The sequence below is a fragment of the Undibacterium sp. Ji42W genome, from assembly GCF_049340405.1.
Classification (GTDB): domain Bacteria; phylum Pseudomonadota; class Gammaproteobacteria; order Burkholderiales; family Burkholderiaceae_D; genus Undibacterium.
The window spans coordinates 192,475-207,385 of record NZ_JBMPOV010000002.1; the positions used below are offsets into that span (position 1 = coordinate 192,475).

Below are 14,911 nucleotides of genomic sequence, written 5' to 3' on the forward strand. Positions count from 1 at the left end.
TTAATCTTTAACCTTTGACCGCGCCAGCGGCAATGCCACGCACGAACCATCGGCCTGAAATGAAATAGATAGCCAGCGGCAGCAAGGCCGTCAATATCGTTGCGGCCATATTGACGTTATACATTCTGGTACCGGTCGTCGTATTGATGACGTTATTCAGTTGTGCCGTCATCGGCAAATGTTCGCGCCCCGCAAATACCAGGCCGAGAATGTAATCGTTCCACACTCCGGTGACCTGCATGATCGCGGCCACGACGATCATGGGCAGGGACATGGGCAGCATTAATTGCACAAAGATGCGGAAAAATCCACCGCCGTCTATGCGCGCTGCATGAAACAATTCTTGCGGTATGCCCAGATAATAATTGCGGAACAGCAGGGTCATGATGGGCATGCCAAAGATCACATGCACCAGGACGATGCCAGGCAGGGTGCTAAAAATATTCAAGGCCGCCAGCACACGCACCAGCGGGAACATCATGACTTGCACAGGAATGAAAGCGCCCGCCAGCAAAATGCCGAAAAGAAGTTGCGAGCCACGAGGCCGCCAGAATGACAAGGCATAGCCATTCAGCGCACCCAGAAAAATCGCCAGCACCGTACTGGGTAAAGTGATCGCCACAGAATTCCAGAAACCGCTGCTGATACCTTCACAGGCCACGCCTGTGCAGGCCGTGCTCCAGGCTTGCCGCCATGGTTCTACCGTCATGTGCATGGGCAGCGCAAAGATATTACCCAGACGGATTTCTTCCATGGACTTGAAGGAAGTCACCAGCATGATATACAGCGGCAACAAAAAGAATGCCGCAGCAGTCAGCAAAAAGGCGTAGATACCTATGCGTGCCGGCGTCCATGTACGCTTGGCGTTTAAGCTCATATTTTACCTTTGCGCGCTCTTGCATAAGCATAGGGTATCAACAACGCCAGCACTGGCAATAACATCATGATGGCACCGGCAGATGCCAATGCCAGATTGGCGCGGCCAAACAAGTGATCCATGATAAATTTTGCTGGCACTTCACTGGCCGTACCGGGGCCACCTTGTGTCATGGCTTCGACTGCATCAAAAAGTTTAACGACGGCCGTTGCCAGCAACAGGAATACTGTGGCGAAATTGGGTGCCAGCATGGGGATGATGATGGACAAGTAAACCCGCCAGGCAGGTATGCCATCCATGCGTGCAGCTTTCCAGATATCTTCATCTATGCCACGCAAACCCGCCAGCAGCATCGCCATGACCAGGCCGGAAGCCTGCCAGACGGTGGCAATGACGATGGTATAGATAACCATGTCCTGATCGACTATCCAGTTAAATTGAAAATCCTTGAAACCCAGTTGCCGTATGCCTTCTTGTATGCCTGCGCCCGGCGTCAGCATCCACTGCCACACCAGGCCGGTGGCGACGAATGACATGGCATACGGGTACAGGAAGATAGTGCGCAAGACACCTTCGCCCGTCACATTCTGGTCTATGAATACGGCAAGCAAGAAACCAATGATGACGCAAGCCAGGATGAACAGTACGCCATAAATAGCCAGGTTATTCAGTGACAACAGCCAGCGCTCATTGTCAAACAATCGTTCATATTGACTGAGGCCGACAAAGTTATTGACGGGCAGTGTACGCGAGCTGCTCAGCGAGATTTTCAGTGTCCAACACAGCGTCGCCAGATAGCCGAACACCACAGTCAGGCTCATAGGTAGCAATGCCGCGTGAGGGATGAGCCTGGTATGCAGCTTGCCTTTGTATCTGGCGCTGGACGGATAGATTGGCATGAATGAGATGGCGCTTGGCAGGGTATCAGTATGGCACTTAATTTTTCAACGCAGCGATGATATTCTTTTGTGCTTTTTCTACCGCCATATTGGTATTCCAGTAGGCTGTCAGCACATCCGTCAAAGCACCATTCTGGTCTGGCGTCAGGTAAATCTCACCTATGCCTGCATGGCGGCTTTTGTCTTTCATTATTTCCAGACCCATCTGGGCGCACAGGTTCAGTTGTGTGACATCCAGGTCATTACGTATGGGGATGGAACCCTTGAGTTTATTGAAGTCCAGTTGCGGGCCAGGTGCCACCACAATGCTGGCCAGCAGCTTCTGCGCCTTGATGGTTTCTGGATTGCTGGTTTTTGGAAAAACAAAAGCATCGCCCTGTATCAGGTAAGGTGCTTTTGGCCCCAGTCCAGGCATGCAACCGTATTCGCGACCAGCGACTTGTTTTGCCGCGACAAATTCGCCCAACGCCCAGTCACCCATGATTTGCATACCTGCCGTGCCTTTGATGAGCAAGGCAGTGGTGTCGTTCCAGTTGCGACCTGGTGATGCGGTATCAATATAGGAGCGCAAGCGCTTGAAGCTCAGCAAGACCTTGCGAAAGGCTTCTGAATTCATGGCGGTGACATTACGGTCACGCATCACGCTCAGGTAAAGCTCCTTGCCGCCTACATTTGCCAGCATGGCCATGAAGACGATAGTCTCTTGCCAGGCCTGGCCACCATGTGCCAATGGTATCAGGCCGGCACCCTTGAGTTTGTCGAGTGCGGCAAACAGTTCATCTGGCGTGGACGGTTCTTTGTCTATGCCGGCCTTTTTGAATGCGGATTTTGAATACCATATCCAGCCTGGCATGTGGATATTCACGGGCACAGCATAATAATGTCCCTTGATCTTCAGGACATTGCGTATGGGTTCTGGCAGGGTCTTGTCCCAGTTCTCCCTGGTGGCGACATCATCGACATTGTTGAGCATGTCTTGTTCGACAACGTCCTGGAATTGTCTGGAAATATTGAATTGTGCAGCAGTGGGTGGATTACCGCCCACCATGCGGTTGATGGCGACGGAACGCGCCTGGTCACCACCGGCAATGGCGGTATCTGTCCAGGCACCGCCAGCGGCGCGATAGGCATCGGCAAACTTGGCGACAGCGGCAGATTCACCGCCGGATGTCCACCAGTGAAGAACTTCTGCCTTGGGCCCTGCCGCGTGTGCAGACGTGCTGACTACTACCAGGCTGCTCAGCAACAGGGCAAGCACCGGTTGATTGGTTTTATACATTTTGTCTCCGCCTAAGTTTCCACGGGTGCAGATGGCAGATCGTGGTCTGCAATTTTTCTGCTATCTCATAGCAATACCTGCTACGGCATCCATGGAAACTCTCGCCTCTGATCATATCCAGTCGCGTCGACCGAGTAAAATTGGAAACGTTCCCATAAATCCAGGCAAAATATAACACCCAGGGTTTTCCAGTGTCAACATATTGTCAATATGAAAAACAACAGGGTAGCAATCGCCACTGGATTTCATCACAAATCACCCAAAGTATTCAATGCTGCACCATGGCTGCACGCAATTGCGCAACGATCAGATCAACAAAACTCCTCACCTTGGCATTCGCATAGCGGCCTTCCCTGTGCACGACATGCACGGGCAGGGGGGCAGTCTCGTATGCCTGCATGAGGCGGCATAATCGTCCGTCGTCAAAATACCCACCCACCTGGTAAGACAACAACCTGCTGATGCCCAGGCCTGCCAGGCTTGCTTCTATGGCGGCGTCATTGCTGCTGACCGTGAGACGTGGCTTGACCTTGATCGCCATATTCTGCCCTGCATGGGTAAAACGCCATTCAACCATGGGTGTGACACCTGTAGCGGCAATAATGCTATGCCTGCTTAATTCATCGGGGCTGGCTGGCGTACCTTGCGCTTGCAGATAGGCGGGCGACGCACACAATATCCGGCGTATCTGCCCCACCCGTATTGCCTTCATGCTGGAGTCTGGCAACTCACCTATCCGCACACCGACATCAATGCCTTCTTCCAGCAAATTCACGACGCGGTCGAGGAAAAGCGCGGAAACATCCATGGCCGGATAGCGCTGCAGATATTCAACGATGCCGGGCATGACAAACATTTTGCCAAACATGACGGGCGCAGTGACTGCCAGATGGCCACGCGGTTCGGCATTGATACCCGCCGCGGCTTCATCGGCAGCCTCGACATCGGCAATGATACGGCGGGCATCATCAAGATAGCGCTGACCAGCTTCTGTGACCCTGACGAAGCGGGTACTTCGATTCAGCAGCTTGACGCTGAGCCGTGCTTCCAGCGCAGCGATGGCGCGTGTTACTGCCGGTGGAGACATGGCCAGGCGACGGGCGGCAGCGGCAAAGCCTTCTTCTTCGGCGACGGCTACAAATACAGTCATCAGATGTAGCTTATCCATGGAGCTCAGTCGATTATTCCACTATTTACAATAATTAATTGTAAATGATAGGCATTCTTCAGACAAACGATATTGCGTAAATTTGAGTGTCAATAACCCGACACACAATAATTGCTTGAGGACAAATGGATATGGATAAATCATTGGAAATCGCACGACCACCCTTACCACCCTTCACGCTGGAGACGGCAATACAAAAAGTACGCATGGCAGAAGATGGCTGGAATACCCGCGACCCTGACAAGGTGGTACTGGCTTATACGGTAGATACAGTCTGGCGCAACCGTCATGAATTCCCGCAGGGACGTGAGCAGGTCAGGGAATTTTTACAGCGCAAATGGGCAGCAGAACGTGAATACCGCCTCATCAAGGAAATCTGGGCTTTTAGCGAGAACCGCATTGCCGTGCGCTTTGCCTATGAGAGTTGCGATCATGAAGGCAACTGGACGCGTTCTTATGGCAACGAGAACTGGGAATTTGCTGAGAATGGCCTCATGCATAGACGGCTTGCCAGCATCAATGATCTGCGCATCAGCGCAGATCAGCGTTTATTCCACTGGCCCCAGGGTCGCAGGCCAGATGATCATCCCGGGCTCAGCGCTTTTGGTTTATAAGTCAAACCGAGATCCAGCCCGAACAGGGGCCGCAGGAAAAACACCCGGCGTATGATCTCGTAACTGAGGAAGCAAGTCGCTGCTGTCAGCGCCACCAGCAAGATGCCTTCTGGCAGGGCAGGCAAGGCCAGCGGCTTCATGCTGTGCGCCATAATGACGATGTAAGTCTGATGCAGGATATACACAGGAAACACCGCCTGTGTCAGATACCGCCTTGCCGGGCTGTCAAAGTTAAGGTACTGCTTCGCATAGCCACAGGCTGCAATAATCGCTGACCAGGCCATGCAAACCCAGACACCGCGCTGGAACATGATGAGCCATTTTGGTGTCGCATCATACTCAAAGCTGAAATAGATAATCAAAGACAGCCAGCCACATATGGCTATCCTGAGTGCAAGCCAGCGCATGCTGGCAAGCTCTTGCCAGAATGTCTGGGAATTAGCAATCAGTGCACCGAATGTAAAGATGAACAAATAGCAGGCATGGTTATACCAGTCAGCCACCAGGCCATTATTCGGCGGGTAAGAACTGAACAAACCCATGCGTACCAGCGCCAGGTAAACAACAGGCAAAACCAGGATGCGCCAACCCTTCATCTGCTTTTGTAACCAGTTGCGGGCGGCCTGGAACCACGCAGGCTTGAAAGCCAGCCAGAACCACAGCAGCACGCTATATACCCACAGGTAGGCAACAAACCACAGGTGATTCCAGGTTGGCAAATCCAATACCTTGCCTTCTATCTTGAAACCGCGATAGCGATGCAGGTAGAGCTGCATGAATTCGCTATAACTACCGGCGTAGGCCAGTTTTTCTACCACCTCGAGATACGCCTGTAGCGGCACCACGACGAACATGCCAAAGATCAGTGGCAGCAAAAGACGGAGGCTGCGGCTGCGCAAGAATTTGCCAGTGGCGATTTTTTCCAGCATGAAGGCAGATGCCACGCCAGAGATAAAAAACAACAGGCTCAGACGCCAGGGATTGGTCAGCATCATCAAAGGCTGTATCGCACTGCTGGCGTGCGGACTTTTGACATGCCAGCCCCACTCCACATAGTACATGCCTACGTGATACAAGATAAGCAGGAAGAAAGCGATGATCCTGACCCAGTCGAGAAAATATAAACGCTGGGACGGCAAACCTGGCACTGCTATGCTTGAATTTGACATGGCTCTTTTTCTGGTCATTGATGAACACAGACGCGATACTAAAAGCATGGTCAAATTCACTCCAGAAAAATGTGGCGGACTGGATGTGAGCAGGGGTGAAATGGAAATCAGCCCTGACTCAGTTGGCAAGCGCCTGCACAACCTCGTCTCTGTGCTGACGGCTGCATGGCAGGCGCAGGCCATCTTGCAGCAGCAGTTCAGCATCGCCCTTTTGCGCTGGCAAAACCTGGGTAATCTGGTCCAGCCTGACGATATGGCTGCGGTGGCAACGCACAAAGTCCTGCCCCAGCCTGTCCTGCAAACCCGACAAGGTCTGGCGCATCATATGCTGCTGTTGGTTGGTAAAGATCATCACATAATTATCAGCAGCTTCCAGCCGTATGATGTCGACCAGTTTAATGACGGTAACGCGACCTTTTTCGCTCAGCAGCAAATGCTGTTCTGCCTGAATTTTTTTCGCGCTGCTCTTGCGCTCACTCACTCTTTGCAGGGCACGCAAGAACCTCGCCTCATCATAAGGCTTGAGCAGGTAATCTATTGCATTCGCATCAAAAGCCTGCAGGGCGAACTGGTCATAAGCGGTGACAAAAACGATCAGTGGCACAGGTGCTGCCAGTTGACTGGCGACGGTAATACCATCCATCTCCGGCATTTGTATGTCAAGGAAAACCAGATCGGGCCGCTGCTTTTGTATGCAGTCCAGTGCGTCGCTGCCATCCCTGGCTTCTGATACGACGGCATCTGCCACATGCTCAGCTACCAAACGTCTGAGCTTGTCTCTTGCATAGGCTTCATCATCGACGATGAGGATTTTCATGGAGCTTTACTCCCGGCATCAATGGGCAGCCGCAGTTCGGTCATGACACCTGATGGCTTCAGACCGGTTAATTGCAGGCTGGCATTATCCTGATACAGGACTTGCAGGCGCTGGCGCAAATTGCTGATGCCTACACCTGAGCCTTGCCCGTTCTCCTGCAAATGGCCTGCGTCATCCTCAATGTGCAAGATGACTTGCCCTGCTTCTTTATATGCACTGATCTTGATGTGAGTAAGTTGGCTGCGTTTTTCCACAGTATGCTTGAAACTGTTTTCCAGTATGGTTTGCAGGCTCATGACCGGTACTTTACTGGTTAGCACATCGTCGGCAATGGCCCAGTTGATCTCGACCCTGTCGATAAAGCGCAGGCTCATCAGTTTTGCATAGGCCTGCAGCAGCTTCAACTCATCTGCGAGGCTGGTCTCGCTGTGCTGGCCCAGGTCCATGCTGGCGCGCAAGAGTGCGGCAATCTCGCTCAGGGCGGTATCCGCCAATTTGACATCGGTGTACATCAGCGATGAAATAGTGTTGAGTACATTGAACAGGAAATGCGGTTGCATCTGCTGGGTGAGTCTATGCAATTGTGCATCACGTAACAGCGCCTGGGATTTTTCTGCATTCTCTTTTTCTTCGAGCAAAGAAGCATAGGCTTGCAGGCCAAAAATCACGACATAAAACATGCCAAAAAACATGAATATCTTGCTGCACTCATAAAAATACACTTTGATCCAGCCATCATGTTGGTAGCTGAGTCCCAACATGGCATACACCGAGTGACGCAGGCTATATACCAGCACCACAAATACAGTGCTGAACAAAGGCAGGGGCAGGATTTGCTGCCAGAACCATTTGGCCGGTGTCTGCAATAAGTGCCTGTCGGTCAGCTTGCGCCTTTGCAGCAAGAGCAACAGTGTGCCGACGAGGGCAGAAGAGCTTTCCCAGAAGATCGGTTCCCAGATATGTTTGCCTCCACCTTTGAGATGATCTTGCACGGCAACCGCCACCATCAATAGCCAGAACAAAAACCAGCCCGTGAAGACTGGTTTTTTGATCTTGTCCCAATACGCCAGTCCGTCCATTACTGTGCCACCAGGTTGCTTGTGCCCAGCCACTTACCGCTCAGGCTTAAGTCGCGCGTCAGTTCCAGCACGAGTTTTTCTACTGCCATGGCCGCATTCGTCAAAGGGATATTCTTGGATGCACACAGTGTTACGGTACGCGACAACTGTACATCGCTGATAGGGCAGGCGCGCATTTCGCCGCGTTCAATTTCTGCCAGCATGGGTGATACGGGCAAGATAGTCGCCCCCATATCAGCCATCAGCGCAGATTTTAAAATCGCTATCGAGGTGATGTCGATGACATTCTCTATGTGCTTGCCCTGCTCCCTGACCACCTGTTCTATGCGTGGCCGCACACCATGTTGTATGCTGGGTAAAATCAGGGTCGCCTGCAAGGCTTGCGCCAACGTGATCGATTTGCGTTTGCAGGCAAACTGCGAATCCTTGCGTGTGATGTACATCATTTCTTCTTCAACCAGCGGTTTGTTGGCAAAGCCACCCAGTTGTCCATCATCAAACAGTATCGCCAGGTTCAAACGGCCTGAGCGTAACTGCTCGGTCAGGTTGCCCGTCAATTCTTCTGTCAGTTGAAAGACGATATCAGGGTAGGCCGCACGTACAGCTTTCAATAAAGGGAAGGCCAGCGCGCCAGAGGCACTTTGCGGTATGCCCAGTGCCACCGTGCCGCTGGGTTTGTCGGTGGATTGCGCGACAGCCGATTTGGCGTCGCTGACTTGCTTCAAAATCGCCAGTGCATGTTCATAGAATATTTTGCCAGCGTCGGTCGCTTGCATGCCCTGAGCAGAACGATGCAACAAAGTCGCACCGAGTTCTTCTTCGAGTTGCTGTAATTGCTGGGTCAGGGCTGGTTGCACGATATGCAGCACACGCGCAGCGCGCGACAGCGAACCGTGATCGACGATGGCGACAAAATAACGTAACTGGCGCAATTCCATTTTTTTATTCCACAGGCTTGATAGCCCGTCTTTCTATCGATGAAGACAGGATCAGGGAAGTCGATGTCACACCGCAACGCGCCAGGCTGGTAATCACCCGTTCCAGCTCGCGCACCGAAGGTGCGACCACTTTGACGATCACGCAATCTTCGCCAGTAATGGCGTGGCATTCAACTACTTCTGGTACTTGTTCAGCAATTTTTAAAACCGGCGTATCCGTTCCACGACTGGCAATGCGGACAAAGGCGGTAATGCCATAACCCAGTGCCTCAGGATCGACCCTGGCGTGATAGCCAGTGATGATATTGGCCACTTCCATGCGTTTGACCCTTTCGGTTACGGCAGGCTGGCTCAGATGTATGCGGCGTCCTATCTCAGCCATGGTGACCCTGGCATCGGCCTGCAAAATCTCCAGGATTTTGCCATCCATCATATCTAATTCTATTTTCACGGGGAATACCTGATTTTTCGTTGAGATTAAAAGAAATGTACCTGATTTACCTTTGATTATCCATTCAAAATTCAAACTGACTAACATACACTGATTGCCTGAAATCAATCAAAGCTGCCCCTGCCATGCGCCATCTGCCACGTAAAGTCTTATTTGCCCTGCTCACCGTCTATATCGTCTGGGGCTCCACTTACTTTGCCATACAGGTGGCTTTGAAGGCTTTCCCGCCTTTCATGATGATAGGCACGCGCTTTCTGGTAGCCGGCGCTATCTTGTATGCATGGCAAAAATCACGCGGTGTGCCCAACCCTACTTTGCGTGAGTGGCGCGATGGCGGTATCGTCGGCATTTTGATGTTGGGTGGTGGCACCGGTTTGACAGCGGTGGCGCAGCAATATGTGTCTTCCGGTTTGACTGCCGTGTTTATTGCCTGCTCACCGATGATACTGTCTGGCTTGTCGGGCATGTTTGGTGACTGGCCCAAGCGTCGTGAATGGGCTGGCATATTCTGCGGATTTGCAGGTGCCATGTTGCTGGCGTCTGACGGCCAATTCTCGGCACAACCTCTGGGTATACTATTCTTGCTGGGGGCGATATTGTGCTGGGACGTGGGTTCGATTTTGTCGCAAAAGAAACTCAAGATGGCGGCCGGCGGCATGGGCTTTGCGAGTGAAATGCTGGTGGGCGGCCTGTTCCTGTTTATCATCAGCCTGTGCAAGGGTGAGCAACTGACCGGTGAAGTCACCGTCAATGCGGTGGCTGCCTGGGCTTATCTGGTGGTGGCTGGATCGCTGCTGGCATTTACTGCCTATATGTATCTGCTTTCCAAAGTGCCGGCTGGCCTGGCTGCCAGTTATGCCTACGTCAATCCTGTCATCGCAGTAGGTCTGGGTGTGGTATTTGGTGGTGAACATCTGTCCATGCGTGCAATGCTGGCGATGAGCATCATTCTTGGCAGCGTGATTGTGCTGACCAGCGCGCACAAGCATAAAGAACAAACTGCCAGTTGAGAAATTGATCGTTACCTGAGAACTGTCCCGCACAAAAAATAATGGCGCTGCAATACTGCAACGCCATGCATTACTTCAACAAATTACTTCCATAATCAAGTCATCAATCAATTGAGCAGTCCAATAAGACCAGGCTAAGCTCCGTCTTAAAAGAATTCAGCGGTATCGTTGGATACCTCGGTCTTCAAATCACCGCTAGATACCAATTCATCATAAAAACACGTCCGGTTGCGGCCATTGGACTTGGCGAAATACAGCGCCTGGTCAGCCCGGCCGACGATAGCGACGGCAGGTTCAAATGGATCTATGCGGGCATAACCTATGCTGATGGTGACCGTGCCAACCTGAGGGAAATAATGCTGTTCCACATTTTGGCGAAAACGTTCGAAAATGGTATTTGCATCTTCCTGCGAAGTCGAGCGCAGCAAGATGACAAATTCTTCACCGCCAAAACGGAACAGGCGGTCTGAGGGGCGGAAAGAACTGCGCAAGAGATTGGCGATCAGGATCAGCACCTCATCTCCATACAAATGCCCGAACTGGTCATTCACACGCTTGAAGTGATCAATATCAAGCACAGCCAGCCAGTGCTGGCGCTCAGGCTCATGGCTGCGGCGTTCTTCTTCTGCGCGCTCCGCTTCTGTGCTGGCTTGCTGCTGCAAGGCACTGCTGCGCAAGACCTTGGAAAAATTATCATCAAAAGTCTTGCGGTTCAGCAAACCTGTCAGTGAGTCACGTTCGCTGTAGTCAAGCAGGTTTTGGAAATTGCGATAGACAATCAGCATGCCGTTGACGACTTCCATCGCCGTCGTAGTGTAATTGGCGGGCTTGTAGATTTCGAGACAAGTATGCAATTTGTCATTGATCCAGATCGGCAGCCAGATAATTTTGCCACCTTCTATGACTTGCTCTATGATTTGCTGCTTTTGCGCAATACCCTCTTTCAAATGAGGATAAAGCTCAATCGAATCATGAGAAGCAGGGGATGCCTGGGTTTCGTCAGCAATCGCGACATTGTCGTTTTCTATGCTGATATGCGGCTTGATGAACACTTGCTGACCAACAGAAACCACATCGAGTACCCGCGCGGACTCCGCGTTGGTCAATTGACGCAGCGCAGTAATTACTGAAATATTCAGTAAATCATGATCGCGATGCCCGGTAATTTCTACCAGGTGTTTAATGATTGATTCCATGCCCCGTATTCCTGCATCTTCCTGCCGATTCCAGCCGATCCTTGCATAAATTACCAGTACGAACTCGCTAGCAACAATTCACCACACGCAAGCACTGCGCGCAAATTGCCCTTATACAATAGTATAACAATTCAGGGCTGGCTTTACCTGATATTCTGCAAACAATTCATCCAGAGACATATTTTTACAAAATTGCACGAAATATGCGTCTAATCCTACTGTCAAATAGTGTATGCATTCATGCAGGTATCGAACTAAAGTAATCGAACTAAAGTAATATAGGCAAAACTCATTTCAACCACTTTTTTGCCAGGGTGTAGCCATGAAACGTTCGCATACCAATTCCTGCATCCTCGCCCTCGGCTGTATCGCAAGCAGCCTGATCATGGCTGGAACTGCACATGCCAACTCAAGCGTCCAGGTAACGGACAGCAGTGGGCAGGCTGTGCCTGATGCGGTGGTCTATGCAGAACTTGTTGGCAGCCCGCAAGTTGCCAAATCAGCCACGGCTGAAATCCAGCAAAAAGACAAGAAATTCATGCCTTTCGTGACCGTGGTACAAACCGGTACCTCGGTTTCCTTTCCCAACAATGACACGGTCAGGCATCACGCCTATTCATTTTCTCCGGCTAAACCTTTTGAATTGAAGCTATATTCAGGCAAACCTGCTGCACCCGTGGTATTCGACAAAGCCGGCACCGTTGTGGTGGGATGCAATATCCATGACCAGATGGTTGCCTATATCCATATCGTCGATACACCCTATTTTGCCAAGACCGATGCTAACGGCACTGCCCGCCTGCCCTCCATCCCCGCTGGTAAATATGTATTGAAAACCTGGCATCCCAAACAACCATCGTCGGCAACGATACAAGAGCAAAATATACAAATCGACAGCAATGGCGCCAACCTGAATGTAAAATTGAATTACAAGGCGGGTTAATTACAAGGCTGGGTCAGCAGGAGATACTTTTCCCACGCACACCAAGAGGGAAGTTCATGCGTTTGCATAGTTTGGAAAACCGGGTTGTCACTCTTTTCATAGGCTTGCTATTGACGGTACAGCTGGCCGCCTATTTTGCCATTGGCAATGCGATAGACAGAAATGCGCGCACTGCAGTTGAAGAGAATTTGAAAATCAATGAAAAATTCCTGCTGCGCCTGCTGGATCAGAATGCACAAAAACTCATACAGGGTGCCATACTCCTTGCGAAAGACTATGCCTTCCGCGAAGCCATAGGCACACATGATACTGAAACCATCGTTTCTACCCTGTCCAATCATGGCAGCCGCATAGGTTCTGAGCTGACCATGCTGGTCGGGCTAGACAGGAAAATCACAGCGTTTTCGAATACCAGTAAAACCAGCCGCGACAATGGTACAAGCAATGAATTAAGCAACAGCCTGCAACAATCGGTTGCCTCACTGATACAGACCGCAGAGAAAACCGGCAGTGCTGCCAGCACGGCGATCGTCGATGGCAATCCCTATCAAATGGTAGTGGTACCTATCGAAGCACCGGTCACCATCAGTTGGGTAATTATGGCCATCCCGATAGGCAAGGCCCTGGTGACCGATATGCATGCATTGTCACGTATGCAAATCAGTTTATTGACTTCTGAAAAACAGGGGAGCTGGCTCGCCAATGTTTCCAGTCTCAGTGATGACAACGCCAACAAGCTGGCCCAGCAATTACCCAGCGCAGACAAACTGGTCAACTACCTGCCAGCCCTGCAAATCGATGATGACCAGTACAGTGCCCGCATACTCAAACTGGCACAGAACGAGCAGTTCAATACCATCGCCGTATTGCAACTGTCGATCAGCCAGGCGGTTGCTCCTTACAAGGAATTACAGCGCAATCTCTTGCTACTGACAGTCCTTGCGGCCGTAGTCGCCACCATCATCAGTGCCATCACTGCGCGCCGCATTACCGGGCCGGTACGACAACTGGCAGAAACCGCCCGCAGTCTGGGTGCAGGTGATTACACGGCCACTATCAACGTCAAACAAAAAGATGAAATTGGTGATCTGGCGCGCACCTTCATGACCATGCGCGATGGTATCGCACAACGTGAAAAAGAAATCAGCCGGCTGGCTTACTGGGATACCCTGACCAATCTGCCGAACCGTGCATTGTTTACCGACATGCTGGAAGAAGCCATCGCCAGTGCACGTTCCTATGAAAAATCCTGCTATGTGCTAATGATGGACCTCGACCGTTTCAAGCATGTGAATGACGTCATGGGACACCGCTTTGGTGATGTCCTGCTGAACCAGGTTGCGATACGCCTATCAGCCGAACTGGGGGCTGGCGGCACAAAACCAGCCCGGCTCGGCGGTGATGAATTTGCCATCCTGCTGCCAAATAGCGCGAAGGAAGATGCGCTAGAGTTGGCAAACCGCATCTTGCGCTCACTGGAAAAACCCATCTCGATAGAAGACCAGACTGTTGATCTGGGAGCGGGCATAGGCATCGCTGGTTTTCCTGAACATGCAGGAGATGCCCAGAGTTTGCTGAGCCGGGTTGAAGTCGCCATGTATGCGGCAAAACAGGGCAATAGCGGTGCGGTCATTTACTCACCTGACATCGACAAGTCCAGTCAGCAAAGCCTGTCCCTGCTTAGCGAATTGCGGGCAGCACTGGAACAGCAGGCTTTCCGTTTATATGTACAACCAAAGGTGGAGCTGGATCAGGGCAAGGTGATTGCGGTAGAAGCACTGGTACGCTGGATACACCCTGAGCGTGGTTTTATCTTTCCCGATCAGTTCATCCCTTTTGCCGAGCAAACCGGCTTCATACGCCAACTGACGCACTGGGTCATGAACGAAGCAGCGCGAGTCTGCCACCTATGGCATCAGCAAGACATACAACTGAAAATCTCGGTCAATATTTCTACCAGAGATTTGCTGGACCAGGATTTGCCGGGCAAATTTGCCCAGATATTGCAAGACCATGAAGTAAAAGCGGCTTCGTTTTGCCTGGAAATCACTGAAAGTGCCATCATGGATGACCCGGTACGGGCCTTCCAGACGCTGGACAAATTACATGCCATGGGCTTTGAACTGTCTATCGATGATTTTGGTACGGGCTATTCATCTTTGGCCTACCTGAAACGCCTGCCGGTTCATGAGCTGAAAATAGACAAATCTTTTGTACTCAAGATGGAAAAGGATATTGATGATACCAAGATCGTCAAATCCACCATAGACCTGGGGCACAATATGGGCTTGCGGGTCGTTGCCGAGGGCGTGGAAAATATAGAAGTCATGCATTTGCTGAAGGATCTGGGTTGCGACCAGGCCCAGGGCTATTACATCAGTAAACCCATGCCTTCAACCGACATGCCTGCCTGGCTGGCCAAATGGCAGGAGCAAAACCAGCAAGCTGCCCAGGCATGAATCAGCATTCAG

General features: G+C 51.4%; 14 protein-coding genes. 4 read left to right on the top strand and 10 right to left on the bottom strand.

All coding sequences use genetic code 11. The features are described from left to right. Window positions 1-7: 7 nt before the first annotated feature. The 4 genes from ACO0LG_RS04210 to ACO0LG_RS04225 all read right to left on the bottom strand — a co-directional run bounded on the left by ACO0LG_RS04210 (window position 8) and on the right by ACO0LG_RS04225 (window position 4,223). Complete coding sequence (locus ACO0LG_RS04210; RefSeq protein WP_423023646.1) at window positions 8-877, bottom strand: carbohydrate ABC transporter permease; 870 nt, start codon at window positions 875-877, stop codon at window positions 8-10. Further along, entirely contained in the window at window positions 874-1,698 is an 825-nt protein-coding gene (locus ACO0LG_RS04215; protein WP_423024412.1) for a carbohydrate ABC transporter permease, read from the bottom strand. Before ACO0LG_RS04215 ends, ACO0LG_RS04210 begins: the two co-directional genes overlap by 4 nt. A 115-nt stretch (window positions 1,699-1,813) precedes the next feature. After that, on the bottom strand, window positions 1,814-3,055 hold the full coding sequence (locus tag ACO0LG_RS04220; protein WP_423023648.1) for an ABC transporter substrate-binding protein: 1,242 nt from the start codon (window positions 3,053-3,055) through the stop codon (window positions 1,814-1,816). Between the two features lie 268 nt (window positions 3,056-3,323). Then, entirely contained in the window at window positions 3,324-4,223 is a 900-nt protein-coding gene (locus ACO0LG_RS04225; RefSeq protein ID WP_423023650.1) for a LysR family transcriptional regulator, read from the bottom strand. 131 nt (window positions 4,224-4,354) lie between these two features. Between ACO0LG_RS04225 and ACO0LG_RS04230 the strand changes: the two genes are divergently transcribed. Next, complete coding sequence (locus ACO0LG_RS04230; RefSeq protein ID WP_423023652.1) at window positions 4,355-4,837, top strand: DUF1348 family protein; 483 nt, start codon at window positions 4,355-4,357, stop codon at window positions 4,835-4,837. Here ACO0LG_RS04230 and ACO0LG_RS04235 read toward each other — a convergent pair. From ACO0LG_RS04235 to ACO0LG_RS04255, 5 genes are all read right to left on the bottom strand, one after another. Next, window positions 4,807-6,006, bottom strand: a complete 1,200-nt coding sequence (locus tag ACO0LG_RS04235) for an acyltransferase family protein (RefSeq protein WP_423023654.1) — start codon at window positions 6,004-6,006, stop codon at window positions 4,807-4,809. The genes ACO0LG_RS04230 and ACO0LG_RS04235 overlap by 31 nt on opposite strands. A 118-nt stretch (window positions 6,007-6,124) precedes the next feature. After that, window positions 6,125-6,823 (bottom strand): LytR/AlgR family response regulator transcription factor, encoded by a 699-nt coding sequence (locus ACO0LG_RS04240; RefSeq protein WP_423023656.1) that lies wholly within the window; start codon window positions 6,821-6,823, stop codon window positions 6,125-6,127. After that, on the bottom strand, window positions 6,820-7,902 hold the full coding sequence (locus ACO0LG_RS04245; protein WP_423023658.1) for a sensor histidine kinase: 1,083 nt from the start codon (window positions 7,900-7,902) through the stop codon (window positions 6,820-6,822). Before ACO0LG_RS04245 ends, ACO0LG_RS04240 begins: the two co-directional genes overlap by 4 nt. Further along, window positions 7,902-8,840, bottom strand: a complete 939-nt coding sequence (locus ACO0LG_RS04250) for a LysR substrate-binding domain-containing protein (protein ID WP_423023660.1) — start codon at window positions 8,838-8,840, stop codon at window positions 7,902-7,904. Before ACO0LG_RS04250 ends, ACO0LG_RS04245 begins: the two co-directional genes overlap by 1 nt. A 4-nt stretch (window positions 8,841-8,844) precedes the next feature. After that, window positions 8,845-9,291, bottom strand: coding sequence for an Lrp/AsnC family transcriptional regulator (locus ACO0LG_RS04255; RefSeq protein WP_423023662.1), 447 nt, complete (start codon window positions 9,289-9,291; stop codon window positions 8,845-8,847). Window positions 9,292-9,416: 125 nt separating this feature from the next. Here ACO0LG_RS04255 and yedA point away from each other — a divergent pair, with 125 nt between their 5' ends. Then, window positions 9,417-10,301, top strand: a complete 885-nt coding sequence (yedA, locus tag ACO0LG_RS04260) for a drug/metabolite exporter YedA (protein ID WP_423023664.1) — start codon at window positions 9,417-9,419, stop codon at window positions 10,299-10,301. 146 nt (window positions 10,302-10,447) lie between these two features. Here yedA and ACO0LG_RS04265 read toward each other — a convergent pair whose 3' ends face one another. Beyond that, window positions 10,448-11,497 (bottom strand): GGDEF domain-containing protein, encoded by a 1,050-nt coding sequence (locus ACO0LG_RS04265; protein ID WP_423023666.1) that lies wholly within the window; start codon window positions 11,495-11,497, stop codon window positions 10,448-10,450. A gap of 322 nt (window positions 11,498-11,819) precedes the next feature. On the opposite strand from ACO0LG_RS04265, the gene ACO0LG_RS04270 reads away from it, so the two are divergent. Next, window positions 11,820-12,440: a methylamine utilization protein gene (locus ACO0LG_RS04270; protein WP_423023668.1), complete on the top strand. Its 621-nt coding sequence runs from the start codon at window positions 11,820-11,822 to the stop codon at window positions 12,438-12,440. Window positions 12,441-12,496: 56 nt separating this feature from the next. Continuing rightward, the gene (locus ACO0LG_RS04275; RefSeq protein WP_423023670.1) at window positions 12,497-14,899 is read left to right on the top strand and encodes an EAL domain-containing protein; all 2,403 of its coding nucleotides are present in this window, start codon (window positions 12,497-12,499) and stop codon (window positions 14,897-14,899) included. Window positions 14,900-14,911: the final 12 nt, after the last annotated feature.